Source organism: Amycolatopsis sp. lyj-23 (genome assembly GCF_046549135.1).
GTDB lineage: Bacteria > Actinomycetota > Actinomycetes > Mycobacteriales > Pseudonocardiaceae > Amycolatopsis.
Map to the genome: position 1 here is coordinate 401,696 of NZ_JAJPWN010000008.1, position 24,195 is coordinate 425,890.

Consider the following 24,195-nt stretch of genomic DNA (forward strand, 5'->3'; position numbering starts at 1 on the left):
CATCACGGCTGTGGGTGCTCTGCGCCGGTCGGGACCACCGCCACCGCCAGCGCCGGGAACACCGCCGCGACGCAGAACGCGAGTGCGTACCTGCTGTCGCCGATCACCAGGCCCAGCAGGGGCGGGGTCAGCGAGGCCGCGATGTTCTGGCCCGTGTTCTGGGTGCCCATCGCGCGTCCGGACCACGCCAAGCCCGCCAGCTCCGCCGACGCCGTGAAGCCCAGGCCGTTGTCCGCCACCGTGATCACCCCCGCCAACGCCAGCGCCAGCAGCACCAGCCACGGCCAAGACGCGTCGCCGAGCGCCACCAGGAGCATGACGAGACAGCTGGCCACCGCCAGCACCCGCATCGGGCGCAGGCGGCTGCCCGCCCGGTCCGACCACCAGCCCGACCCGAGCCGCCCCAGTGCGCCCAGCACCTGGACCACCGCCAGGTACCAGCCCGCCGACAACGCGCTCCAGTGCTGCACCGACACCAGGTACACCGGCGCGAACGCCGTCACCGCGAACTGCGGCACCACCAGCAGCGCGCTCGCCCCGTGCACCCGCCACAGCGCCGCGTGCCGGTACGGCGACGGCGGCTTCTCGCCGGAGACCGGGCGGGGCGGCCGGGGCGGGTCCGTCACCAGCCACGCCACCAGCAGCGCGACACCGATCGCCAGCCCGGCCGGCAGCAGGATCGCCGCCCGGAAGCCGAAGTGCGCGGCCAGCGGCGGCAGGCCCAGCGCGGCTACGCCCACGCCCAGCGGCTGGGCCGTCTGGCGGATCCCCATCGCCACGCCCCGCTCGGACTTCGCGAACCAGCCCATCACGACGCGACCGCTCGCCGCGTTCACCGAAGCCGTACAGGCGCCGGCCGCCAAGAACACCCCAAAGAGGAGCCCGACCGGGTGATTTCCTATCCCGGCGTACACCAGGAGTAACCCCGACGCACCCAGGCCGAGGGCCATGACGAGCCGCTCTCCGTAACGGTCCGCAGCCGCGCCCCACACGATCAGGGTGAACAACAGCCCGATGCTGGGCGCCGCGACGACCGTGCCGGCTTCGGCCAGCGTCAGCCCCTCGGCGGCCCGCATGGCCGGGACCAGGAACGGGATGCCGTAGAGGAACGAGCAGCTCGCCGTCTGCGCCGCGAGCCCGAGCGCGAGGATGAGCCATCGCCGTCGACTGACCTGCTGCCCGCTCGCGACCTGCACCATCTTCGCCACCGTCTCAAAATATGAGAAATATTTCCTACATGGTGAACAATAGTTGGCATGGCTAAGGACCGCAAGCAGGTTGCGGTCCGAAGCGGGGGAGGTCAGGCGAGCGCGGCGTACCCGGGCTTGATGACGTCGTCGATCAGCGCGAGCCGGGCGTCGAAATCGATGAACGCGGATTTCATCGCGTTGATGGTGAACCAGCGGAAGTCGTCGAGACCATAGCCGAACGTCTCGTGCAGCGCGGCGAATTCGCTGGTCATCGTGCATCCGCTCATCAGCCGGTTGTCCGTGTTCACGGTCACCCGGAAGCGCAGCTTGGCGAGCAGCCCGATGGGGTGCTCGGCGATCGAGCGGACCGTGCCTGTTTGGACGTTCGACGTCGGGCAGATCTCCAGGGGGATGCGGCGGTCGCGGACATAGGCCGCCAACCGTCCAAGGTGGACCGTGCCGTCCGCGTCGGTCTTGATGTCCTCGGCGATGCGCACGCCGTGCCCGAGCCGCTCGGCGCCGCAGTGCTGAATCGCTTCCCAAATGGACGGCAAACCGAATGCTTCACCCGCGTGAATGGTGAAGTGCGCATTGTTCTGACGCAGGTATTCGAACGCGTCGAGATTGCGGGTCGGCGGGAATCCGTCCTCGGGACCGGCGATGTCGAACCCCGCGACGCCGGCGTCGCGGTAGCGGACGGCCAGGTTCGCGATCTCGAGCGCCCGGGCGTGCTGGCGCATCGCGCAGAGCAACGTCGCGACGCGGATGGTGCCGCCGTTCGCGGCCACCCGCCGGGTGCCCTCCGTGAACCCCGCCTGCACAGCCTCGACCACCGCATCGAGTGACAGACCGCGTTCGACGAACAACTCCGGTGCGTAGCGCACCTCGGCGTAGACGACGCCGTCGGCGGCCAGGTCCTCCACCGCCTCCGCGGCCACCCTGACCAGCGCATCCTCGGTCTGCATCACCCCGCAGGTGTGCGCGAACGTCTCCAGGTAGGAAACGAGGGAGCCGGAGTCGGCCGCACGGCGGAACCAGTTGCCCAGGTCGGCCGGGTCCGTGGTGGGCAGACCGGCATAGCCGGTCTCTTCGGCGAGCTCGGCGACGGTCGCCGGGCGCAGGCCGCCGTCGAGGTGGTCGTGCAGCAGCACCTTGGGCGCGCGGCGGAGTGTCTCGGTGGGCAGAACAGGGCTTTCGTCAGGCATCCCCCAACGGTAACCTCGTTGTCATTCCCCTACATGGCCGTAACTCTCCGGCTCGGGCTAACCCTCAGCGTCGAGGATCACGTCCCGAATCGGCCATCCGGGGGCGGCCTCCGCAATAGCCTCTTCACGGGGGCCATACAGACAGCAATTTTTGCAATCGATAAGCTTCGTGGCACGTCCCTCCATTTCCCCGCCGACGAAGGACACACAGCAGTGACCACTGACAACCACATTGCCGCCCCGTCCTTCGACCGGATGCGCAACATGCTGGTGCGCGCGGCCGAAGTGCGTGAGAGCGAGCAGCAGCAGATCTTCGACGCGCTCGACGACATCTACGCCCGCCTCGCGCCGGTGGACTCGCTGGGCGCGGTCCGCAAGCGGCTGTCCGAAATGCCCGACCGCACCGAGACCAGCGTCCTCGCCGAGCGCCTGGACGAGACGATGTCGCGCCTCGAGGCCCAGGACGCGGCGATCGCCGCCCTGACCCGCGCCGTCGAGAGCATCGTCGACAAGCTCGCCAAGCCCTTCGCGCAGCTCGACGGCCGCCTCGACGGCGTCGCCGCGCGCTTCGAGGGCGTCGCGGGCCGGATGGACGGGCTCGAGGACAAGCTCCAGAACATCCACCGCCGGCTCGACGAGCTGGGCGGCCACCTCGACAAGCAGGACGCGAAGCTCGACTCGCTGCCGCAGTCGGTGCACGGCCCGGTCCGCGAGCGGATCGAGCAGGCCGAGTCGACGCTGCGCGACCGGGTCGACCACGCCGACCACGAGCTGCGCGGCAAGGTCGACGAGCTCAGCCGCGTCACGCAGGAGCGGGTCGGCGAGCTGGGCCGCACGACGCACGAGCGGATCGACGCCAACACCGAGGCGCTCAAGGTCGCGCTGACCGAGACCGGCGAGATGATCGACGCGTCCGACCGGCTGGAGAACCTGGGCAACCGGCTCGAGACGGTCACCACCCGCCTGGACGACCTGGCCGGCCGCCTCGACAAGGTCGAGGACGGCTTCCTGTCCGGCATCGGCGACCTCGACGGCGCGCTCAAGGCGGGGCTGTCGAAGGTCGAGGGCACGCTGTCGAAGCAGCCGGACACCGACTCGGTCGACTCGCTGGTCCGCCGGAGCAACGACGAGAGCGTCCGCCGCATCGGCGGCCAGCTCGACGAGGCGATGGCGACCTTCGCGGAGCTGATGCTCGGCGGCGGCCCGGCCGTCCAGCAGATCGCCCCGCCCCCGCCGGCCCCGCGCCAGCCGCGCCGCAGCTCGCGCAACGGCCGCGCGCCGAAGCCGGCCGACGGGAAGGCCAAGGCCGAAGGCGCCGAAGAAGCCACGGAGTAAGCACGCCACACGAGAAGCCCCCGCCGGGATCCGGCGGGGGCTTCTTCGTGCTCGGAGGGGAGGGCGGGCCTCCGCCCCCCGTCTTCCAGCTCACCGAGCACCACCGACAGTTTCGGGTGGCTCCGGCGGCTCCATCGACGCCGGGTCACTCGATGGGGTGATCATCTTCGCGACGCTCGTCACACCCCGGCTAGCCGCGGATGGTCTCCACGACGATCGGGCCCGGTTCAGGTGCCGAGTCAGCGATCACGAAGCCGCCTTCGAAGGCCGCGAGGGCCGCCGGGACCGCGTCCGGTGTGTCCGTGTGCAGCTCCAGGAGCGGGTCACCGGCCGAGACCCGGTCGCCGGGCTTGGCCAGGCACAGGATGCCCGCCGCCGCCTGGACCGGGTCCTCCTTGCGGGCCCGGCCCGCGCCCAGCCGCCACGCCGCGACCCCCACCGCGTACGCGTCCAGCGAAGCCAGCACGCCGGAAGAAGGCGCCTCGACGACGTGGACGTGCGAAGGCGTGGGCAACGCGGCCGCCGGGTCGCCGCCCTGGGCCGAGATCATCCGGCACCAGACCTCGTACGCCTCCCCCGAAGCCAGCACCGCGGCCGGGTCCACGTCGAGACCGGCCAGAGCCAGCATCTCCCGCGCCAGCGCCACCGTCAGCGACACCACGTCCGCAGGACCGCCGCCCTTCAGGACGTCGACCGACTCCGCGACCTCCACCGCGTTGCCGGCCGCTCGCCCCAGCGGGACGTTCATGTCGGTCAGCAACGCCGTCGTCGGGACGCCGTGGTCGGCGCCGATCGAGGTCAGCGCCGAAGCCAGTTCACGCGCCTGGGAGAGCGACTTCATGAACGCGCCCGACCCGAACTTCACGTCCAGGACCAGTCCGGACGCGCCCTCCGCGATCTTCTTGCTCATGATCGAGCTGGCGATCAGCGGGATCGACTCCACCGTCGAGGTGACGTCCCGCAACGCGTACAGCTTCTTGTCCGCCGGGGCCAGCCCGGACGTCGCCGCGCAGACCACCGCGCCGACGTCTTCCAACTGCCGAGCGATCTCCGCGGTGGACAGCGACGCCCGCCAGCCCGGGATCGACTCCAGCTTGTCGAGGGTCCCGCCCGTGTGCCCGAGCCCGCGCCCGGACAGCTGCGGCACCGCCGCGCCGCACGCGGCCACCAAGGGCGCCAGCGGCAGCGTGATCTTGTCGCCGACCCCGCCCGTCGAGTGCTTGTCCACCGTGGGCCGGGAGACGTCCAAAGACAGCCGCTCGCCCGACGCGATCATCGCGTGCGTCCACCGCGAGATCTCGGCCGAGGTCATCCCCCGCAGGAAGATCGCCATGGCCAGCGCCGACATCTGCTCTTCGGCGACGTCACCGCGGGTGTAGGCGTCGACGACCCAGTCGATCTGCTCGTCGGAGAGCGTCCCGCCGTCCCGCTTCACCCGGATGACGTCGACCGCCGCGAACGCCGTCACGGCAAGTCGTCCGGCCCGAAGGCGTCCGGCAGGACGTCGGACATCGGCAGGATCCCGCTCGGCGTGTCCACCAGGCACGAAGACCCGCCCAGCTCGAACAGGATCTGGCGGCACCGTCCGCACGGCATCAGCAGGTCACCGGCACCGGAACGGCAGGCGACGGCGACCAGGCGGCCCCCACCGGACAGCCGCAGCTGCCCGGCCATCGTGCACTCGGCGCACAGCCCGAGCCCGTAGGAAGCGTTTTCGACGTTGCACCCGGTCACGACCCGGCCGTCGTCGACGATCCCGGCCACGCCCACGTGCAACCCCGAATAGGGCGCGTACGCATGGGAAGCGGCCTCGATCGCCTGGGAACGCAGCGCGTCCCAATCCACAGTAGACACTCAGTCCTCACCCCGTCGGTACGGCTGCCCGTCGGCCTTCGGCGGCCGCAGCCGCTGCGAAGCCACCGCGAGCACGATCAGCGTCACGAAGTGCGCGGTGTACGGGATCAGGTCCGACGGCAGCGTGTCGTTGGCCCAGTAGATCGCGTACAGCACGCCCGCGCCGACGACGCCGAGCCCGGCCGCGATCCACTGCCGCCGGAACAGCTGCACGACGACGATCACGGCGACCAGGATCACCGCGCCGTACAGCAGCGCGAGCACCGCTTCGCCGCCGCCGGCCAGCTGCAGGCCGTCCGCGTAGCCGAACAGCGCCGCGCCGCCGAGCAGGCCGCCCGGCCGCCAGTTGCCGAAGATCATCGCCGCGAGACCGATGTACCCGCGGCCGTTCGTCTGGTTCTCCAGGTAGTCCGCACCGCCGCGCAGCAGCACCAGCGAAGCGCCACCCATGCCGGCGAACGCGCCCGAGATGATCACGGCGACGTACTTGTGCAGGTAGACGTTCACGCCGAGCGACTCGGCCGCCACCGGGTTCTCACCGCAGGAGCGCAGCCGCAGGCCGAACCGGGTCTTCCAGAGGATCCAGAAGCTCACCGGCACCAGGACGATCGCGAGCATCGTCAGCGGCGCCACCTCGGTGACCAGCCCGCGCAGGATGCCCGCGACGTCGGAGATGCCGACGCGCTGCTGCTTCTCCAGGTCGCCCAGCCAGTCCGAGAGGAACGTGGCCGAGTAGGTGTCGAACTTCGGCACCACCGGCGACTGCCGCGGGTTGCCGGAGATCGGCGCGAAGATCAGGTTCGCCAGGTACTTCGTGACACCCAGGCCGAGCAGGTTGATCGCGACACCGGAGACGATGTGGTTGACGTTGAACGTCACCGTCGCCACCGCGTGCAGCAGCCCGCCGAGCGCGCCGAACACGATCGCGGAGATCAGCCCGGTCCACACGCCGCCGTTGTACGAACCCCAGGCGGCGCCCCAGGTCCCGAGGATCATCATGCCCTCGAGCCCGATGTTGACCACGCCCGCGCGTTCGGCCCAGAGGCCACCCAACGCGCAGAGCAGGATCGGCAGCGCCAGGCGCAACGCCGTCGACGCGGTGTTCGACGACGTCAGCGCGGCGACGCCGGTGGAGTAGGACGCCGTCGAGACGACGGCGATGGCGACCACGGCCCAGATGACCCCGCGCAGCCAGCCGGGGATCCGGCCCCGGCGGCGTTGCTGCACCGGCATGGTCGAGCCGGATTCGGGAGCGACGTCGGTGATCACACCGCACCCCCTTCGGCGACCGAGGAACCCTTGCGGCCGGCGAGCGCGCGCCCGACCCGGCGTTGTTCGGCCGCGAGGTCGGCCCGGCGCACGATCTCGTACGCCACGACGACCGACAGCACGATGATGCCCTGCATGATCGTCGCGATCTCCTTGGACACGTTGATCTGCTCCAGCGACACCGCGGAGGTGTCGAGGAACGCCCACAGCAGCGCGCCGAGCGCGATGCCGCCGGGGTGGTTGCGGCCGAGCAGCGCGACCGCGATGCCGGTGAAGCCGTACATCTGGGTCGCGGTGATGCCGTAGCTGTAGTCGCGGCCGAGCAGCTCCGGCATGGCGACCAGGCCGGCGACCGCACCGGAGAGCAGCATCGCGATCAGCGTCATCTTCTTGGCGTTGACGCCGCCCGCAGCGGCCGCGGTGGTGGACTCGCCGGACGCCTTGAGCTCGAAGCCGAACCGCGTGCGGTTGAGCATGAACCAGTAGGCGCCGCCGATGACGGCCGCGATGACGACGAACCCGAACAGGGTGCCCGAGCCGAGCGGGATGCCCGGGATCCGGCCGGACGGCTCGATCACACGGGTGCCGATGTTGTTGCCGGTCTGGACGCCGAACTGGTCGGCGTTGATGAGGAAGGCGATGATGCCGGCGACGATCGCGTTGAGCATGATCGTCGAGATGACCTCGCTGACCCCGCGCGTCACCTTCAGTACCGCCGGGATGGCCGCGTAGGTCATCCCCGCGACGACCGCGACCAGCAGGATGGCGATGACGTGGATGACCGGCGGCAGCTTCATCGCGCCGCCGGCGATGGCCGCGACGACGGCGGCGAACCGGTACTGGCCCTCGACACCGATGTTGAACAGGTTCATCTGGAAGCCGATGGCGACCGCGAGCCCGGACAGGTAGTAGACGCATCCCAGGTTCACCGTGTCGACCGCGGTCGAGCCCTTGAACATCTGGCCGATCATCGTGCCGTACGCCTGCAGCGGGTCCGCGCCCGAGATGATCAGCGCGATCGCCGACAGCAGCACGGCGAACACGATCGCCAGCAGCGGCGGCAGCAGTTTCGTGCGCCAGGAAGTCACTCTTCTTCACCCTCCCCGGCGCCGGTCATCGCCGAGCCCAGTTCCTGCGGCGTCACGGTGGCGGGGTCGGCCTCGCTCACGAGGCGCCCGCGCAGCATGACCCGGATCGTGTCGGACAGGCCGATCAGCTCGTCGAGGTCGGCGGAGATCAGCAGCACGGCGAGGCCGGCGGCGCGGGCCTGGCGGATCTGCTCCCAGATCAGCGCCTGCGCACCGACGTCGACGCCGCGGGTCGGGTGCGAGGCCAGCAGCAGCACCGGGTCGCCGGACAGCTCGCGCCCGACGATCAGCTTCTGCTGGTTGCCGCCCGAGAGCGCCGCGGCCGGGACGTCGATGCCCGGCGTGCGGACGTCGTAGTCGCGGACGATCCGCTCGGTGTCGGCGCGGGCGCCCGCGATGTCGAGCAGCTGGCCCTTCGAGACCGGCTCGCGGGTCTGGTAACCGAGGATCCGGTTGACCCACAACGGTTGCGTGAGCAGCAGGCTGTGCCGGGTGCGGTCCTCGGCGATGTAGCCGATACCGGCCTCGCGGCGGGCGAGCGTGCCGGCTCTGGTGATGTCCCGGGCGCGCTCCTCGGCGTCGACCAGCTCGATCGTGCCGCCGGTCGGCTTGCGCATGCCCATGATCGTCTCGACGAGCTCGGTCTGGCCGTTGCCCTCGACCCCGGCGATGCCGAGCACCTCGCCCGCGCGCACGGTGAACGTGACGTCGTCGAGCGCGTTGCGGCCGGAGCCTTCGGCGCCCAGCGTCAGCCCGGTCAGGCGGAGCACGGCGCGGTCGGTGACGGTGGACTCGCGGGTCTCCGGGCTGGGCAGCTCGGAGCCGACCATCATCTCCGCGAGCTCGCGGGAGGTGATGGTCTTCGGGTCGGCGGTGCCGACGGTGGTGCCGCGGCGGATCACCGTCACGGTGTCGGCGATCGCGCGGACCTCGTCGAGCTTGTGCGAGATGAAGAGGAACGTGTAGCCGCCCGCCTTCATCTCCCGCACGGTGTCGAAGAGCGCGTCGACCTCCTGCGGGACCAGCACGGCGGTCGGCTCGTCCAGGATGATGATCTTCGCCCCGCGGTAGAGCACCTTGACGATCTCGACGCGCTGGCGGTCGGCGACGCCGAGCTCCTCCAGCAGCGTCTCCGGCCCGGCGTGCAGGCCGGTCCGCTCGGCGAGCTCGGCAAGCCGCGCGCGGGCGGCGCGGCCGATGCCGTGCAGGGCCTCGGCGCCGAGGAAGACGTTCTCGCCGACGGTCAGGTTGTCGGCGAGCATGAAGTGCTGGTGCACCATGCCGATGCCGGCGCGGATGGCGTCCTGCGGGTTGCGCAGCTTCACCTCCTCGCCGTTGATCGCGATGGTGCCCTCGTCCGGCGGCTGCATGCCGTACAGGATCTTCATCAGGGTGGACTTGCCGGCGCCGTTCTCACCGCAGATCGCGTGCACCTCGCCGGCGGCGACGGTGAGGTTGACGTCGGAGTTGGCCACCACGCCGGGGAAGCGCTTGGTGATCCCGGTCAGCTGGACGGCGGGGACGCCCCGGTCGGGGACGGCCTCGGCCGGGGCCTCGGCTGTGCTCATGGGCGGGAGGATTCCCTATCTCGTGGAAACGCGTGAGGGGCCCGGAGGAGTGAATCCTCCGAGCCCCGGACACGTTGTGAGCTACTTCTGCGGCTTGTCCGAAACGGTGATCGCGCCCGAGATGATCTGGGCCTTGTAGCCGTCCAGGACGTCCTTGATGTCGTCGACCTTGCCGCCGGAGGTGGCGTAGCCGACGCCGTCGACCTTGAGGTCGAACCGCTTCGGCAGGCCGCTCAGGTCGCCCTTGGCGACGGCCTGCACGTAGTCGAACACCGCGACGTCGACGCGCTTGAGCATGGACGTGATGATGACGTCCTTGTCGGCCTCGACGGTCTTCTGGTTGTACTGGTCGGAGTCGACGCCGATGGCCAGCGCCTTGCCCGCCTTCGCGGCGTCGAAGACGCCCTTACCCGAGGCACCGGCGGCGTGGTAGATCACGTCCGCGCCCTTGGAGATCTCGGCCGCGGCCTTCGCGTTGCCCTTCGGCGGGTCCTGGAACCCGGAGAAGTCACCGGCCGGGGTCAGGTACTCGTCCTCGATCTTGATCTTGGACGAAACGGTCTTCGCGCCCTGCAGGAAGCCGGCCTCGAACTTCTGGATCAGCGGGGTGTTGACACCGCCGACGAAGCCGACGTGGCAGCTCTTGCTCTTGTACGCGGCGGCGACGCCGGCCAGGAACGAGCCCTGCTCCTCGGCGAAGACCAGCGGCGTCACGTTCGGCAGCTGGATCGAGTCGTCGTCGACGATGGCGAACTTCGTGTTCGGGTACTTCGCCGCGACGACCTTGACCGACGGCGCGTACGCGAAGCCGACCGCGATGATCGGGTTCAGGCCCGAGGAGGCCATCTGGTCGAGGCGCTGCTGCTTGGCCGACTCGGCCTCGCTGGCGGAGGCGGTGCTTTCGCTGACCGTCTTCACGCCGAGGTCGGACTTCGCCTTGTCGGTGCCCGCGGCGGCGGCGTCGTTGAAGGACGCGTCACCCCGGCCGCCGACGTCGAAGGCCAGGCCGATCTTCAGCTGGCTGCCGTCGACCTTCGCCCCGGCCGCGGTCGAGCTGCTGGCGGCAGCAGGCGCCGCGGGCGGCTTCTGCGCGGTGACGCAGTCGGAACCGCCCGTCGAGGCCGCGGTGTTGTTCGAGCTGTTACCACCGCCGGAATCCTTGGCGCACCCGGCCAGGGTGAGCACCCCGGCCATGGCCGCGGCGGCCAGCGCGGTTCCACGCATGCGACGCAACGTGTGTCTCCCTCCCCGCTGATCCAGCGGATGGTCAAGGGCACGACCCGGCCCTACTGCCGGGTCGACCGCCAGACCGTACCCGCCGGACCGGAAGGCGCCATAGGAAAGGCACGCTACGTAACACAAACGTTTACTCACGAGTCGCGCGCGCGACGAACTGGACACCGAACGTGATCAAATGACTCACGCGGCGTCGCTTTCGGTCGAGTCCCGGGCTCCGGGACGGCCGAAATACCGTTCGAGGTGACTCAGTGTGGCAGGCCGACCGAGGAGTGGACCACTCCGATCACTCCTTGAGACGAACGTCCGTTCCCCGCCATCGGAATCGTTCCAGTGCCGGTTCCGGCCCTCACCACCCGATCGAGGGTCAGCCGGGCGGGCGAGCGGCCCGCGATCCGCCCGCCCTCGTCCACAGTGGACGCCGCGGGCTGTGACGGCGCCCACAACCGGTGTGTACCCAGGTGTCTGGTCCGTCACAGAGAGGAACCCGGAGGTGAGCCGTCCGTCGGGGGCGGGTCTAGCATCCTTTTCATCCACGCTCGATGACCCTTGATCTCGGCATTGCCGCCGTAGCCGTCCCAGGTGGACGACGACGATCAGTGCGGACCTCACGGTCAGGCGGGCACATAGTCAGACGTTGGAGGCCGTTCACCGATGTCCACCACGGCGAGCACCGCCCCAGAGGCGGCGGCGAGCGATCGGGCGGGTGCCTCACGCCGGCAGGGGACCTTCTACCGGGGCGACCCCGGTATGTGGTCCTGGGTGCTGCACCGCATCACCGGCGTGCTCACATTCTTCTTCCTGTTCGTCCACGTGCTCGACACCGCGCTGGTGCGCGTGTCGCCGAACACCTACGACCAGGTCATCGAGACGTACAAGACGCCGATCGTCAACCTCCTGGAGGTCGGCCTGGTCGGCGCGGTCCTGTTCCACGCGCTCAACGGCATCCGCGTCATGCTGGTCGACTTCTGGTCGAAGGGTCCGAAGCTGCAGAAGGCGATGCTGTGGGTCATCGGCGTCGTCTGGGTCGTGGTGATGGTCCCCGGTGCCTTCTTCATGCTGAAGCGCACCGTCGAAACGCTCTTCGGGGGTAACTGACATGGCCGAGTCGCTCACCCTCGACAAGCCGCGTTCGCCGAAGCGCCCCGCGGCGCGCCGGAGCAACTTCGAGCTCTACAGCTGGCTGTTCATGCGGATCTCCGGCATGGCGCTGATCATCCTGGTGCTCGGGCACCTGCTGATCATGAACGTCCTCGACGGCGGCGTGCACCGGATCAACTGGGGCTTCGTCGCCGGCCGCTGGGCCTCGCCGTTCTGGCAGTTCTGGGACCTGCTGATGCTGTGGCTGGCCGAGATCCACGGCGGCAACGGCCTGCGCGTCATCATCGACGACTACGCCCGCAAGGACAGCACGCGGTTCTGGCTGAAGATCCTGCTCTACGTCTCGATGGTGCTGATCCTGGCCGTCGGCACGATGGTGATCTTCACGTTCGACCCGAACATGCCCGCGAACTGACAGCCACGGAGACTTTTTCATGCAGTTCCACAAGTACGACGTGGTGATCGTCGGCGCCGGCGGCGCCGGGATGCGCGCGGCCATCGAGTCCGGCCAGCGCGCCCGCACCGCGGTCCTCACCAAGCTCTACCCGACCCGGTCCCACACCGGCGCGGCCCAGGGCGGCATGTGCGCCGCGCTGGCGAACGTCGAAGAGGACAACTGGGAGTGGCACACCTTCGACACGGTCAAGGGCGGCGACTACCTCGTCGACCAGGACGCCGCGGAGATCATGGCCAAGGAGGCCATCGACGCGGTGCTCGACCTGGAGAAGATGGGCCTGCCGTTCAACCGGACCCCCGAGGGCAAGATCGACCAGCGCCGGTTCGGCGGTCACACGCGTGACCACGGCAAGGCCGCGGTCCGCCGCGCCTGCTACGCCGCCGACCGCACCGGCCACATGATCCTGCAGACGCTCTACCAGAACTGCGTCAAGTACGGCACGGAGTTCTTCAACGAGTTCTACGTGCTCGACCTGATCCTGTCCGAGGACGAGAGCGGGAACCCGGTCGCGTCCGGTGTCGTGGCCTACGAGCTGGCCACCGGCGAGCTGCACGTCTTCCAGGCGAAGTCGATCGTGTTCGCCACCGGCGGCGCGGGCAAGATCTTCAAGACGACGTCGAACGCGCACACCCTCACCGGTGACGGCCTCGGCATCATCTTCCGCAAGGGCCTGCCGCTGGAGGACATGGAGTTCTTCCAGTTCCACCCGACCGGCCTCGCGGGTCTGGGGATCCTCATTTCGGAAGCCGTCCGCGGCGAGGGCGGGATCCTGCGCAACGCCTCCGGCGAGCGGTTCATGGAGCGCTACGCGCCCACCATCAAGGACCTCGCGCCTCGTGACATCGTGGCGCGCTCGATGGTGCAGGAAGTGCTGCAGGGCCGGGGCTGCGGCCCGAACAAGGACTACGTCGTCCTCGACGTCACGCACCTGCCGGTCGAGGTCCTCGAGACCAAGCTGCCGGACATCACCGAGTTCTCCCGCACCTACCTGGGCGTCGACCCGGTGAAGGAGCCGGTGCCGGTGTTCCCGACCTGCCACTACGTGATGGGCGGGATCCCGACGAACGTGCACGGCGAAGCGTTGCGGGACAACGAGAACGTCATCCCGGGCCTGTACGCGGCGGGCGAGGTGGCGTGCGTGTCCGTGCACGGCTCGAACCGCCTGGGCACGAACTCGCTGCTCGACATCAACGTGTTCGGCCGCCGCGCCGGCATCGCCGCGGCGGAGTACGCGCTGGCGCACGAGCACGTCGAGCTGCCGGAGAACCCGACCAAGCTGGTGGAAGAGCAGCTGTCGGGCCTGCTGTCGGAGCACGGCGACGAGCGCGTCGCCGACATCCGCAAGGAAATGCAGCAGACGATGGACTCGCACGCGTCGGTGTACCGGACCGAGGACACGCTGAAGCAGGCGCTGACCGACGTCCAGGCGCTGAAGGAGCGCTACCAGCGCATCACGGTGTCGGACAAGGGCAAGCGGTACAACACGGATCTCCTGGAAGCCGTCGAGCTCGGCTTCCTGCTGGAGCTGGCCGAGGTCCTGGTCGTGGGCGCGCTGGCCCGCAAGGAGTCCCGCGGCGGCCACGCCCGCGAGGACTACCCGACCCGCGACGACACGAACTTCATGCGCCACACCATGGCCTACAAGGAGGGCACGGGGCTGTCCTCGGACATCCGGCTCGACTACAAGCCCGTGACCTTCACCCGCTACGAACCGATGGAGCGGAAGTACTGATGACTACGGCTACTGCCGACTCGGCCACCGCCGCCTCGGACGAGCACACCCCGATCACGGTCACGCTGAAGATCCTCCGCTTCAACCCGGAGGTCGATTCGGAGCCCCACTGGGAGTCCTACGACGTCCCGGCCCAGCGCACGGACCGGCTGCTGAACCTGCTGTTCTACGTCAAGGACTACATCGACGGCACGTTCTCGTTCCGCCGGTCGTGCGCACACGGCGTGTGCGGGTCCGACGCGATGCAGATCAACGGCATCAACCGCCTGGCCTGCAAGGTCCTGATGAAGGACCTGCTGGAGAAGGACGGCAAGAAGACCACGATCACGATCGCCCCGATCAAGGGCCTGACGACGTTGAAGGACCTCTACGTCGACATGGACCCGTTCTTCGAGGCGTACCGAGCGATCAAGCCGTACCTGATCACGTACGGCAACGAGCCGACGCGCGAGCGCATCCAGTCCCAGGCGGACCGCGACCGCTTCGACGACACGACGAAGTGCATCCTTTGCGCGTGCTGCACTTCGTCGTGCCCGGTGTATTGGAACGACGGCTCGTACTTCGGCCCGGCGGCGATCGTGAACGCCCACCGGTTCATCTTCGACTCCCGCGACGAGGGAGCGGAGGAGCGGTTGGACATCCTGAACGACGGCGAGGGCGTGTGGCGCTGCCGCACGACGTTCAACTGCACGGACGCGTGCCCCCGCGGAATCCAGGTGACGAAGGCGATTCAGGAAGTGAAGCGCGCGCTGTTGTTCAAGCGCGTCTGAGTTCCCACGAGAAATGCCCTCCGGCGGAGATTCGCGCCGGAGGGCATTTCTTTTGTCCCGAAACAGGCGGCCGGCAGCGCAAGAGGACCACGACGTCACCAGACCTCCCCCGCCCCTCATCCCCGCCTTCTGTTGGCCGCCGGTCGGGTTCGTCAAGGCACGCTTTCCCGCCTTGACGAACCCGACCGGCGGCCGAAAATCCGAACGGAGGGGCGGGGGAGGTCGGACCCGCTGCTTGGCGCGGCAGGGCTGAGTGCGGCAGATCCCTACCGCGGCAGAGGTCTACCGCGGCAGCCCCCTGCCGCGGCAGCCCCTGCCGCGGCAGAGAACTCGGCCCCGGCAGAATTAAAAGATTGTCCTCGCCGGACGAGCAGGCTCTGGGATGACCATTAGTTTTGCGGCAATCTCTCGTTTGGGAGGTGGGCCGCTGGGTGGTCATCCCGTCGCCTGAACGAGGCCTATCACTTTGAGCCGGGCCCGCAAGCTTGCGTTGTCGTCTTGCGTTTCGCTCTGTGTTGCGGGCCCGGCTCAAAGTGATTTCACGGCCTCAGGCGACGGGATGACCACCCTGCTCCTTTGTCGTGTTCTTTAGCGGACCGCGTCCAGGGCGTCCACCAGGCCGTGGCCGTAGTACGAATTGTTCTTCGCGGGGCCCGTGCACTCCGTCTCCGTTGCCGTGCACTTCACCGTGTCCGCCTCGCCCTCCAGGATGCGGGTCAGCAGCCACGGCGGTGCGCCGCGGAACCTCGAGGCCAGCAGCGCCGCTACGCCCGCCGCGTGCGGCGATGCCATCGACGTTCCGCACTTCGAGCCGTACTGGCCGCCGAACACCGTCGATGACAGCGGGCACGCCGGGCCCGCGCCTTCCGGGGGTGTCTGCGAGAAGTCGCCGCCCGGGGCCGTTACGTCGATTTCGCCGTAGTTGCTGAACGAGGACTTCGTGCCCTCGTAGCCCACCGATGACACGTTCAGCACTCCGTCGATCGACTTCGGGAGGATGCCGCACGTCGAGTCCACCTTGTGGGGGCGGTTCGGGTCCGTTGTCTGCTTCGTCGTGTCGAAGCCCGAGTTGCCCGCCGCCGCCACGTTCAGGACGCCGTGGTGCGTCGAGTACTCGATCGCTCGGCGGACCGCCTCGTACGCCGCCGCGTCGCCGGCCTCGTGGGAGCAGAAGAACATGCCCGGGTCGATGTAGTAGCTGTTGTTCGTCACCGGGAAGCCGTGTTCGGCCGCCCAGACGAAGCCGCACACCGCCGACTCCGGGAAGATGTAACCGGCGTCGTTGACCACCTTCACCGAGGCCAGGCGCACGCCCGGGGCGATGCCCGTGAAGCCCGCCGCCGGGTCCTTGCCCGCGATCGTGCCCGCCACGTGCGTGCCGTGGTCCGAGGTCGTCGGAGCCCAGGATGCCGGGGTCAGGTCCGGTGCGCCCGTCACGCAGCCCGCCGACGACCGGGGGTCGACCGCGTTGCGCAGCGCGGGGTGCGTTGCGTCGATGCCCGAGTCCAGGACGCCGACCGTCACCGAGCGGCTGCCCTGGTAGATCTTGTTGGCCTCGGGGGCATGGATCGCCTTCATGTCCCACTGCTGGGCCGACAGGTCACCCGCGGCCGCCGTCGACCGCGTGTCCTCCAGCGTCCGGACCGCGCCCAGGGAGCGAGCCGCGACGGCGGATCCGGCCGAAGCCACGTCCTTGCCGCCCGAGTAGGCCCGGTAGACGCCGATCTTCTGCTGGAAGTCCGCGTTGCGCGAACTGGCGATCGCGACGCCGATCGGGGCGTAGTAGGCGACCTTCGTGCCGCACTTGGCCGCCAGTTCCTTGTCGACGACCGACGCGCGCGTGCCCGGCTGGTACGTCACGACGTAGGTGTACGGCGTGCTCGTCGTGTCGCAGGCGACCGGCGCGGCCTCCGCGGCCGGGGCCGCCGCGAACAGGCCGCCTCCGACGGCCAGCACCAGCGGGGCCGCCATTCGACGTAAACGGGACATTCCACCTCCAGGGTCAGTGGCGCCAACCTAAACCGGCCCCGAAAGGCGCGCCACCGACCAAAGTCAGGAGGAGACCCGCGAAGCGGCCCGCAGCCCGCGCCAGCCCAGCACGCCGATGATCGTCCCGAGCACGAAGGACACGACCGTCAGCACGGCGTGCACCAGGAAGTAGGCGGTGGGCGAGCCGTCGGGGGCCCAGGCCCGGTCGCTGTCCCACAAGTTCTTGGCGAAGGTGATCCAGATGATCCACGACCACACACCGAAGACCAGCAGGAACAGCGAGGTGCCGCGTGACATGCGCATGCCCCTGAGTATGCGGTGCGGCCCGCGGCGCTAGATTGCTTGGGTGCACTCCGTTGTCTCCCGGTCGCTCAAGGTCTTCACGACCACGCTCGCCGCCGCTCTCCTGGCCCTGAGCACCCCGGCGCTCGCGGCCGCGGCGCCGCAGCAGGCCCAGTGCGCGAACCACCAGGCTCCCCCGCCGCCGGTCGACACCTCGGAGAAGCCGGCGCCCGGCAAGCAGGTGCCGCCGCCGCTGGCCGTGCCCGCGGTCCCCGTCGGCGGCGACCGGATGGCCGAGTGCGGCCTGATCACCCCGAACGGCGCGCTCAACCCGCCGGACGGCAACACCGCGGCGTCGTGGCTGGTCCAGGACCTCGACACCGGCGCCGTCATCGCGGCGAAGGACCCGCACGCGCGGCACCGGCCGGCGTCGCTGATCAAGACGCTGCTCGCGCTGGTCGTCGTCACGCAGCTGAAGCCGGAGCAGGTGATCGTCGCGTCGAAGGAGGACGCCGAGCAGGAGTGCACCTGCGTCGGCCTCGTCGCCGGCGGCCAGTACACCGTCGACCAGCTGCTGCACGGCCTGCTGATGCACTCCGGCAACGACGTCGCGCACACGTTCGCCACGGCGCTCGGCGGGGCCGACGCCGCGGTGGCGAAGATGAACGCGCTGGCCGCGAAGATCGGCGCGCTCGACACGCGCGCCGCGACGCCGTCGGGCCTGGACGGCCCGGGCATGTCGACCTCGGCCTACGACCTCAGCCTGATCTTCCACTACGCGATGAAGCAGCCGGAGTTCGCGCAGGTCGTCGCCACGAAGAACTTCGAGATCCCGCCGGCCGGCGGGAAGCCCGCCATCCCGATCTGGAACGACAACAAGCTGCTCGGCGTCTACCCCGGCTTCCTCGGCGGCAAGACCGGCTTCACCGACGACGCCCGCCACACCTACGTCGGCGCGGCGCAGCGCAAGGGCAAGCGGCTCGCGGTCGTCATGCTGCGCGCCGAGCAGAAGCCGACCAAGGTCGTCGACCAGGCGGCGAAGCTGCTCGACTACGGCTTCGCGCTGGAGGACGACCACGCCGCGCCGGTCGGCCAGATCACCTACCGGGCACCGGCCGCGACGCCGGAGAACGGCGACCGGCCCGCGGCGGCCGACAGCGGCACCGGCACCGGCAACAGCGGCACGTCCGCGGCCGCTTCGGCGGCCAAGGAGGACCCGTTCGGCGTCACCGGCTGGATCATCACGCTCGTGGTGTTCCTGATCATCGTCGGCGGGTTCTTCGTCGGGCACCAGCGCAAGAAGGCCACGAGCTAGCGGAAACCGGGCCCCGGCTCCGGTATCACCCGATCGGTGGCAATCTCTCCGCCGCAGTGCCGGCACGCCACGACGGCGTCGGCGACCTCGCCGCAGTCCTTGTGGCGCAACAGGATCGGCGGTCCTTCGGGACCGGCGAGGTACCGGTCGCCCCACTGCATGAGCGTGACGACGGCGCCGAACAGCTCCCGCCCGGCGGGGGTCAGCACGTACTCCGGCACCGGGTCGACGCGGTCGAGCACGCCGGCGTCGACGAGGGTCTTCAGCCGCGCGGACAGCGTCGGGCGCGGGATGGCCAGGTTGCGCGCGAACTCGCCGTAGCGGCGGACGCCGAAGAAGCTTTCGCGCAGGATGAGCAGGCTCCACCGCTCGCCGACCAGGTCGAGCGCGCGGCCGACCGAGTCCGCCGCGAACCGGTGGCCGAGGCCGGTCACAGCTGGTCCGTCCGGGCCGGGACACCGAGCAGCAGCTTGCCGGGCAGTTCGTAGCTGGCCGGGTTGACCTGGAAGTGGGCGGTCGCGGTGTGCGCGTCGCGGAACCGGCGCTGCAACGGCGAAGTCTCGTAGATCGCCGCGCCGCCGCCGAGGTCGTACAGGCTTTCGGCGACCTTCGCGGCGGTGCGCGTCACGTGCGTGGCGGCCAGGCGCAGACCCAGCTTGAGCGCGTCCGGCACCGGTTCGGTGCCCTGTGCGGCCTGCCAGGCGTCGTCGATGCTGCCGTAGAACAGCAGCCGCGCCGCGCGCAGCGCCGCTTCGGCCTCCGCGATGGCCGCCTGGGTCGCCGAGCGTTCGGCCAGCGACCGGCTGGAGCCGAGCGGCTTGCGCGTGGAAGCGAGTTCGACGAGGTCGTCGATCGCGCCGCGGGCGTTGCCGAGCGCGGCGGCCGCGACCGAGAGCGCGAAGAAACCGAAGAGCGGAAAGCGGTGCAGCGCCCCGGCTTCCGGCGGCGGCCCGCCCATGACCGAGAAGACGCGGTGCCCGGGGACGAACAGTTCGTCGGCGACGCAGTCGTGGCTGCCGGTGCCGCGCAGCCCGGTGGTGCGCCAGGTGTCGAGCACCTCGATTTCGGCCTTCGGCAGCGCGGCGACGTACAGGGCGCCTTCGTGCACGAACCCGGCGAAGAGCCAATCGGCGTGGGGAATGCCGCTGCAGAAGGCCCACCGGCCGGTGACGACGTACCCGCCGTCGACCTCCCGCCCGGTGCCACGCGGCGCCCAGACGCCGGCGGCGACCGTGCGCGGGTCGCCGAAGACCTCCTCGGCGCACTTCCGCGGGGCGTAGGCCGAGAGCAGGCTGCTCGTCACGGCGATCGAGACGCACCAGCCGGCCGAGGCGTCCCCGCGCGCGAGGATCTCGGCGGTCTCGAGGCTGACCGCGGGCGGCGCTTCGGGGCCGCCGAGGTGACCCGGAACGCCGGTGCGCAACAGCTGGGCGTCGGTCAGCTTCGCGACCAGTTCGGGCGGCAGGGCCCGCTCGCGTTCGGTGACCGGAGCGAGGGTCCTGGCGAGGTCGGCACACTCGCGGGCGGCGTCCAGCAGCACGAAACCCCTCCGGTTCAGATTTCTTACCGGTTCAGTTTCTTTACCGCTTCCGCCGGTGTCAAGGCCTCCGGCGGCCCAGCCAGGCGAGCAGCGCGCCGGCGCTGAAGGCCCCCGCGACGGCGCCGAGGCCCGGTCCGCGCTGCACGGTGACGTGCTGCTCGAGCCGTACCGGCGGCGGCGGAGCGATGACCGTGCGCTGGTTTTCCTCCGCGGTCGCCGTCCACGCGGTGATGAGCAGGAGGAACCGGGAGACGAGGTTCGCGAAGACGAGAAGCCCGATGACCGGCCCGAACAGCGCGGCCGACGGCGACTTCGTGACACTGGCCAGGTAGATCGACCCGACCTGCTGCAGGATGACGAACCCGACGGCGGCGACGACGGCGCCCTTGACGGCACTGCGCAGCGCCACCTGCTCCCGCGGCAGGCGGGCGATCACCCAGACGAAGACGAGGGTGTTCGCGGCGAGGCCGAGGATGATGGTGGCCCCGCGCAGCAGCACGATGGCCCAGGTGGCGTGTTCGAGCCCGACGAGCTGCAGCAGGAACTGCCCGACCCCGCTGCCGACGGCGGTCAGCGCGAAGGAGACGACGAGCGCGACCCCGAGCCCGATCAGCGCGAGGAGGTCCTTGAGCGTCTGCTTGACGATCGGCTGCGGTTGTTTCTCCTGGCCCCACTGCGCGGTGAGGGCGTCCCGCAGGTTCGACATCCAGCCGATGCCGGAGTAGAGGGCGATGAGGAGGCCGAAGATCCCGATCCCGCCACCGGAGTCGAGCGCGCCCTTGACGATGCCGTTGACGAGGTCCTTGAGGCCCTCAGGCACGGAGTTGTTGATGCCGTCGGTGATCTTGTGGATGATCGTCTGGTCGTGGTTGACGACGAGCCCGACAACGGCGAAGGCGACCATGAACAGCGGAAAGACGGAGAGAACGCTGAAGTAGGTGATGGCGGCGGCGTAGTGGTTGCCGTACCTCTCGGTGAAGGCGTCGTTGGCCCGGATGAGGTGATCGAGCCACGGGTACTTCCGCCGCAAGCGCGGAAGCAGCTTTTCCTTCTCTTCGTTCGCCACTGGCAAACGCTAACCAGGGGGTGTGCACCCCGCAACGCGAGCGGCTCAGGTGAGGGAGGTACCTCCGGGGCCGGGGTTGTCCCCAGGGTCGGCCGGTTGTGGAGAAGCGGGTCGTTCGGGGCCGGGAAAACGGGATTTGTCCGGGGGTGCCGATAGACTGGACTTGGGCACGCCCCCCTGGGAGTGGCGGGGGCTGCTTTCGGGGCCGATGGGGGTGCTTTCGGGGCTGTCCCGCACACATCCTTGAGAAGCCCGGCGCCGGCTCAGAACGCTCGGAAGCCGAGGCCAAACCCCACACCACGTCGTGCCCCGCGCCGAGGTGCGTGCGCGTCGCCGCCAGCGCTATTTCGCGGGCCAGCGCACCGGCTTGGCCCGGGTTCCCGCGCCAGCCGCCGAGCATGGCGCGGATGCGGTCCACGTCCAGCGCCAGCGTCGGTGGGTGGTCGTCGGCGTAGCGCCGGGCGAGCGTCGACTTGCCGCTGCCCGGCGGGCCGTTCAGGAGGATCAGCTTCACCGCACCGGCGGCAGGAACCCGATCCGCTGGTACGTCTTGGCCAGCGTCTTCGACGCCACCTCGCGCGCGCGTTCGGCGCCCGCGGCGAGGACCTTGTCCAGCTCGGCGGCATCGTCCAAATAGGACTTCGCGCGCTCCTGGATCGGGGTCACCCACTCGACGAAGACCTCGCCGAGGTCCTTCTTCAGGTCGCCGTAGCCCTTGCCCTCGTACGCCGCTTCGAGGTCGGGGATCGTGCGGTCGGTCAGGGCCGAGTAGATGGTCAGCAGGTTCGAGACGCCCGCCTTGTTCTCGGTGTCGAACCTGACCTCGCGGCCGGTGTCGGTGACCGCCGAGCGGATCTTCTTCGCCGAGCGCTTCGGGTCCTCGAGCAGCTCGATGATCCCGTTGACGTTCGACGCCGACTTGCTCATCTTGGCCGTCGGTTCCTGCAGGTCGTAGATCTTCGCCGTGTCCTTGATGATGTACGGCTCGGGCACCACGAACGTCTTGCCCAGCCGGTTGTTGAAGCGCTGCGCGAGGTCGCGCGTCAGCTCCAGGTGCTGGCGCTGGTCCTCGCCGACCGGGACGGCGTCGGCCTGGTAGAGCAGGATGTCCGCCGCCTGCAGGACCGGGTAGGTGAACAGGCCGACGCTGGAGCGGTCGGAGCCCTGCTTCGCCGACTTGTCCTTGAACTGGGTCATCCGGCCGGCCTCGCCGAAGCCGGTCTGGCACTCGAGGACCCAGCTCAGCTGCGCGTGCTCCGGGACGTGGCTCTGCACGAACAGGGCGCTGCGCTGCGGGTCGATGCCGATCGCGAGCAGCTGCGCGGCCGAGACGCGGGTGCGCTGGCGCAGCACCTTCGGGTCTTGCTCGACCGTGATCGCGTGCAGGTCGACCACGCTGTAGAACGTCTCGTGCGTGTCCTGCAGCTTCACCCACTGGCGCAGCGCGCCGAGGTAGTTGCCGAGGTGGAACGAGTCGGCGGTGGGCTGGATCCCGGACAGGACCCGCGGGCGGCGCTCTGCTGCGACGGTCTGCTCTTCGGACACGTCAGGATTGTTCCAGGCCGGGACGACCGGCGGGCGCCGAGGGCCCTCAGGCGTGCGGGCGCTGGGTGAGGAACGGGCGGGTTGGCGTCGCCTCCGGCTCGCCGAGGACGGCTTCGGCCATCGCCGTGACCGGGTCGGGGACCTCGGGCACCGCGGGAGCGGCCTCGGCCAGCCGGGTCTTGCGGCGCTGGCGCAGCACACCGAGCGTCATGCCGACGATGCCGAGCGCGACCGCGACCAGCCCGACCGGGCCGAGCAGGCCGAAGCTCTCCGTGTTGGTGTCGGCCTGGGCAGTCGTCGTGACGGCGGCGAACGCGCTGCCGCCGGCGGCCAGCAGGCCGGCCGGAACGAGCGCGAGCACCACGGCCGCACGGAAACCGTGCAGGGTGGACCGCAACAGGGTTCGACCTGGGTTGCGCACCGGAGTGCCTCCCGCGACTAACGCTCACCCATCCGAGTGAGACGTTGCGTGCTACTGGTCAGAAAACTACCGAGCGTGTCAAGACCTGCCGGTACTGATCAACTCGGAAACGAGGGTAGCGTTCATTAGTTAAGACGCACCGGGCGCCCCTAGGGTTCACTCCGGCCACCCACATGGGTGGAGCGACTACTCTAGGTAGTAGAGCGCGTCCGGAGTGTGTCACCTGTTCTTCGCAGAATCCGCTGAAACTGCGACGCTCGCCGCGGTGCCGCCTGCTCGGCAGGCCTCTCACCCGATAGTGGTCAACCGAGCGCGCCGGGGAAGTCGATGTCGTAGGTGGCCGTGACGGGAGCGTGGTCGGACCACCGCTGGTCGTAGGCGGCCGCTCGTTCGACGACGACGCCGACGACCTTTTCGGCGAGGCCGGGCGTGGCCAGCTGGCAGTCGATGCGCCAGCCGGAGTCGTTGTCGAAGGCCTGGCCGCGGTAGGACCACCAGGTGTAGGGCCCGGGACCGTCCGGGTCGAGGCGGCGCTGGACGTCGGTGTAGCCGGCCTCGGTGTAGACGCGGCCGAGCCAGGCACGTTCTTCGGGCAGGAAGCCGGAGTTCTTGCGGTTGCCGCGCCAGTTCTTGAGGTCGACGGTGTCGTAGGCGATGTTCCAGTCCCCGACGACGACGGCTTCCCGCCCACCGGCGGCGGCCTTGGCCCGCAGCTCGCCGAGGTAGGGCAGGAACGCGGCCATGAAGCGCTCCTTTTCGTCCTGCCGTTCGGTGCCGACGTCCCCGCTGGGCAGGTAGAGACTGGCGACGACGACGTTCGGCAGGTGCACCTCGAGGTACCGCCCGCTGTCCTCGAATTCGGGCTCACCGAAGCCGATCCGCACCTCTTCGGGCTCGACGCGGCTGTAGACGGCAACGCCGTTGCGCCCCTTGACGGCCGACGGCGCGTGCACGAAGAACCACCCATCGGGCTCGACGACGGAGGCGGGCAGCTGACTGGCTTCGGCCCGCACCTCCTGGCACGCGACGACATCGGCCCGGGTGGCGCCGAGCCACTCGACGAAGCCCTTCTTGGCGGCGGCCCGCAGGCCGTTGACGTTCACGGTGGAGACGGTCAGCACCCGCCGAACGCTACCGCCCCAGCGCCGGCGGCCAGGGTGTCGGGTTCGACCACCGCGACAGGCCGCCGGACAACTCAGCAGCCACCCATCGCCGGGTCGCCGCAGATCTCC

At 69.7% G+C, this 24,195-nt stretch carries 22 protein-coding genes and 1 pseudogene; 6 read left to right on the forward strand and 17 right to left on the reverse strand.

Going from position 1 to position 24,195, the window contains the following annotated elements; genetic code table 11:
* Nucleotides 1–2: 2 nt before the first annotated feature.
* The gene (locus tag ACLJPY_RS22405; RefSeq protein ID WP_410591265.1) at nucleotides 3–1,199 is read right to left on the reverse strand and encodes an MFS transporter; all 1,197 of its coding nucleotides are present in this window, start codon (nucleotides 1,197–1,199) and stop codon (nucleotides 3–5) included.
* A gap of 101 nt (nucleotides 1,200–1,300) precedes the next feature.
* A complete protein-coding gene (locus tag ACLJPY_RS22410; RefSeq protein ID WP_410591168.1) occupies nucleotides 1,301–2,395 on the reverse strand; it encodes an adenosine deaminase in 1,095 nt (364 codons plus the stop codon).
* Nucleotides 2,396–2,608: 213 nt separating this feature from the next.
* Between ACLJPY_RS22410 and ACLJPY_RS22415 the strand changes: the two genes are divergently transcribed.
* Complete coding sequence (locus ACLJPY_RS22415; protein WP_410591170.1) at nucleotides 2,609–3,730, forward strand: PA containing protein; 1,122 nt, start codon at nucleotides 2,609–2,611, stop codon at nucleotides 3,728–3,730.
* A 190-nt stretch (nucleotides 3,731–3,920) separates the two neighbouring features.
* On the opposite strand, the gene ACLJPY_RS22420 is transcribed toward ACLJPY_RS22415, so the two are convergent.
* The 6 genes from ACLJPY_RS22420 to ACLJPY_RS22445 all read right to left on the reverse strand — a co-directional run bounded on the left by ACLJPY_RS22420 (nucleotide 3,921) and on the right by ACLJPY_RS22445 (nucleotide 10,733).
* Nucleotides 3,921–5,198: a thymidine phosphorylase gene (locus tag ACLJPY_RS22420; protein ID WP_410591172.1), complete on the reverse strand. Its 1,278-nt coding sequence runs from the start codon at nucleotides 5,196–5,198 to the stop codon at nucleotides 3,921–3,923.
* Nucleotides 5,195–5,584, reverse strand: a complete 390-nt coding sequence (locus ACLJPY_RS22425) for a cytidine deaminase (protein ID WP_033261417.1) — start codon at nucleotides 5,582–5,584, stop codon at nucleotides 5,195–5,197. The genes ACLJPY_RS22420 and ACLJPY_RS22425 overlap by 4 nt, the downstream gene beginning before the upstream one ends.
* Nucleotides 5,585–6,817, reverse strand: a complete 1,233-nt coding sequence (locus ACLJPY_RS22430; RefSeq protein ID WP_410591267.1) for an ABC transporter permease — start codon at nucleotides 6,815–6,817, stop codon at nucleotides 5,585–5,587. It lies immediately after the preceding gene.
* A gap of 32 nt (nucleotides 6,818–6,849) precedes the next feature.
* Nucleotides 6,850–7,941 carry an ABC transporter permease gene (locus ACLJPY_RS22435; RefSeq protein ID WP_410591174.1) on the reverse strand — a complete coding sequence of 364 codons (1,092 nt, stop codon included), beginning with the start codon at nucleotides 7,939–7,941 and terminating at the stop codon, nucleotides 6,850–6,852.
* Nucleotides 7,938–9,509, reverse strand: a complete 1,572-nt coding sequence (locus tag ACLJPY_RS22440) for an ABC transporter ATP-binding protein (RefSeq protein WP_410591176.1) — start codon at nucleotides 9,507–9,509, stop codon at nucleotides 7,938–7,940. The genes ACLJPY_RS22435 and ACLJPY_RS22440 overlap by 4 nt, the downstream gene beginning before the upstream one ends.
* Before the next feature lie 81 nt (nucleotides 9,510–9,590).
* Complete coding sequence (locus ACLJPY_RS22445; protein ID WP_410591178.1) at nucleotides 9,591–10,733, reverse strand: BMP family lipoprotein; 1,143 nt, start codon at nucleotides 10,731–10,733, stop codon at nucleotides 9,591–9,593.
* A 666-nt stretch (nucleotides 10,734–11,399) separates the two neighbouring features.
* Here ACLJPY_RS22445 and sdhC point away from each other — a divergent pair.
* From sdhC to ACLJPY_RS22465, 4 genes are read left to right on the forward strand one after another with little or no spacing between them, the layout of a single operon-like run.
* Nucleotides 11,400–11,843 (forward strand): succinate dehydrogenase, cytochrome b556 subunit, encoded by a 444-nt coding sequence (sdhC, locus tag ACLJPY_RS22450; protein WP_354828157.1) that lies wholly within the window; start codon nucleotides 11,400–11,402, stop codon nucleotides 11,841–11,843.
* Between the two features lies 1 nt (nucleotide 11,844).
* Nucleotides 11,845–12,261: a succinate dehydrogenase hydrophobic membrane anchor subunit gene (locus ACLJPY_RS22455; RefSeq protein ID WP_410591181.1), complete on the forward strand. Its 417-nt coding sequence runs from the start codon at nucleotides 11,845–11,847 to the stop codon at nucleotides 12,259–12,261.
* Between the two features lie 19 nt (nucleotides 12,262–12,280).
* Nucleotides 12,281–14,035: a succinate dehydrogenase flavoprotein subunit gene (sdhA, locus tag ACLJPY_RS22460; RefSeq protein ID WP_410591183.1), complete on the forward strand. Its 1,755-nt coding sequence runs from the start codon at nucleotides 12,281–12,283 to the stop codon at nucleotides 14,033–14,035.
* Nucleotides 14,035–14,805: a succinate dehydrogenase iron-sulfur subunit gene (locus ACLJPY_RS22465; RefSeq protein ID WP_364460496.1), complete on the forward strand. Its 771-nt coding sequence runs from the start codon at nucleotides 14,035–14,037 to the stop codon at nucleotides 14,803–14,805. The genes sdhA and ACLJPY_RS22465 overlap by 1 nt, the downstream gene beginning before the upstream one ends.
* 588 nt (nucleotides 14,806–15,393) lie before the next feature.
* On the opposite strand, the gene ACLJPY_RS22470 is transcribed toward ACLJPY_RS22465, so the two are convergent.
* A complete protein-coding gene (locus ACLJPY_RS22470; protein WP_410591185.1) occupies nucleotides 15,394–16,794 on the reverse strand; it encodes a S8 family peptidase in 1,401 nt (466 codons plus the stop codon).
* Between the two features lie 63 nt (nucleotides 16,795–16,857).
* On the reverse strand, nucleotides 16,858–17,097 hold the full coding sequence (locus ACLJPY_RS22475) for an SCO4848 family membrane protein (protein ID WP_410591187.1): 240 nt from the start codon (nucleotides 17,095–17,097) through the stop codon (nucleotides 16,858–16,860).
* A gap of 43 nt (nucleotides 17,098–17,140) precedes the next feature.
* Here ACLJPY_RS22475 and ACLJPY_RS22480 point away from each other — a divergent pair, with 43 nt between their 5' ends.
* On the forward strand, nucleotides 17,141–18,391 hold the full coding sequence (locus tag ACLJPY_RS22480; RefSeq protein WP_410591189.1) for a D-alanyl-D-alanine carboxypeptidase family protein: 1,251 nt from the start codon (nucleotides 17,141–17,143) through the stop codon (nucleotides 18,389–18,391).
* Here the strand turns inward: ACLJPY_RS22480 and ACLJPY_RS22485 are convergent.
* From ACLJPY_RS22485 to ACLJPY_RS22515, 7 genes and pseudogenes are all read right to left on the reverse strand, one after another.
* Nucleotides 18,388–18,825, reverse strand: a complete 438-nt coding sequence (locus ACLJPY_RS22485) for a winged helix-turn-helix transcriptional regulator (RefSeq protein WP_410591191.1) — start codon at nucleotides 18,823–18,825, stop codon at nucleotides 18,388–18,390. The two genes, ACLJPY_RS22480 and ACLJPY_RS22485, sit on opposite strands and share 4 nt — an antisense overlap.
* Nucleotides 18,822–19,931 (reverse strand): acyl-CoA dehydrogenase family protein, encoded by a 1,110-nt coding sequence (locus ACLJPY_RS22490; RefSeq protein WP_410591193.1) that lies wholly within the window; start codon nucleotides 19,929–19,931, stop codon nucleotides 18,822–18,824. Before ACLJPY_RS22490 ends, ACLJPY_RS22485 begins: the two co-directional genes overlap by 4 nt.
* A 58-nt stretch (nucleotides 19,932–19,989) precedes the next feature.
* On the reverse strand, nucleotides 19,990–20,997 hold the full coding sequence (gene yhjD / locus ACLJPY_RS22495; protein ID WP_410591194.1) for an inner membrane protein YhjD: 1,008 nt from the start codon (nucleotides 20,995–20,997) through the stop codon (nucleotides 19,990–19,992).
* A 295-nt stretch (nucleotides 20,998–21,292) separates the two neighbouring features.
* Nucleotides 21,293–21,511 (reverse strand): annotated as a pseudogene (locus tag ACLJPY_RS22500) (AAA family ATPase); the annotation flags it as partial.
* Nucleotides 21,508–22,542 carry a tryptophan--tRNA ligase gene (trpS, locus tag ACLJPY_RS22505; protein ID WP_410591195.1) on the reverse strand — a complete coding sequence of 345 codons (1,035 nt, stop codon included), beginning with the start codon at nucleotides 22,540–22,542 and terminating at the stop codon, nucleotides 21,508–21,510. The pseudogene ACLJPY_RS22500 and the gene trpS, both read right to left, overlap by 4 nt.
* 46 nt (nucleotides 22,543–22,588) lie before the next feature.
* Nucleotides 22,589–22,963: a hypothetical protein gene (locus ACLJPY_RS22510; RefSeq protein WP_410591197.1), complete on the reverse strand. Its 375-nt coding sequence runs from the start codon at nucleotides 22,961–22,963 to the stop codon at nucleotides 22,589–22,591.
* Nucleotides 22,964–23,265: 302 nt separating this feature from the next.
* Complete coding sequence (locus tag ACLJPY_RS22515) at nucleotides 23,266–24,084, reverse strand: exodeoxyribonuclease III (RefSeq protein ID WP_410591199.1); 819 nt, start codon at nucleotides 24,082–24,084, stop codon at nucleotides 23,266–23,268.
* Nucleotides 24,085–24,195 lie beyond the last annotated feature (111 nt).

What these genes read in the sequence shown, in the direction of transcription:
- ACLJPY_RS22405 (WP_410591265.1), bottom strand. Translation starts at nt 1,199, where the DNA reads ATGGTGCAGGTCGCGAGCGGGCAGCAGGTCAGTCGACGGCGATGGCTC.
- ACLJPY_RS22410 (WP_410591168.1), bottom strand. Translation starts at nt 2,395, where the DNA reads ATGCCTGACGAAAGCCCTGTTCTGCCCACCGAGACACTCCGCCGCGCG.
- ACLJPY_RS22430 (WP_410591267.1), bottom strand. Translation starts at nt 6,817, where the DNA reads ATGCCGGTGCAGCAACGCCGCCGGGGCCGGATCCCCGGCTGGCTGCGC.
- ACLJPY_RS22440 (WP_410591176.1), bottom strand. Translation starts at nt 9,509, where the DNA reads ATGAGCACAGCCGAGGCCCCGGCCGAGGCCGTCCCCGACCGGGGCGTC.
- ACLJPY_RS22445 (WP_410591178.1), bottom strand. Translation starts at nt 10,733, where the DNA reads ATGCGTGGAACCGCGCTGGCCGCCGCGGCCATGGCCGGGGTGCTCACC.
- sdhC (WP_354828157.1), top strand. Translation starts at nt 11,400, where the DNA reads ATGTCCACCACGGCGAGCACCGCCCCAGAGGCGGCGGCGAGCGATCGG.
- ACLJPY_RS22455 (WP_410591181.1), top strand. Translation starts at nt 11,845, where the DNA reads ATGGCCGAGTCGCTCACCCTCGACAAGCCGCGTTCGCCGAAGCGCCCC.
- sdhA (WP_410591183.1), top strand. Translation starts at nt 12,281, where the DNA reads ATGCAGTTCCACAAGTACGACGTGGTGATCGTCGGCGCCGGCGGCGCC.
- ACLJPY_RS22465 (WP_364460496.1), top strand. Translation starts at nt 14,035, where the DNA reads ATGACTACGGCTACTGCCGACTCGGCCACCGCCGCCTCGGACGAGCAC.
- ACLJPY_RS22470 (WP_410591185.1), bottom strand. Translation starts at nt 16,794, where the DNA reads ATGTCCCGTTTACGTCGAATGGCGGCCCCGCTGGTGCTGGCCGTCGGA.
- ACLJPY_RS22475 (WP_410591187.1), bottom strand. Translation starts at nt 17,097, where the DNA reads ATGCGCATGTCACGCGGCACCTCGCTGTTCCTGCTGGTCTTCGGTGTG.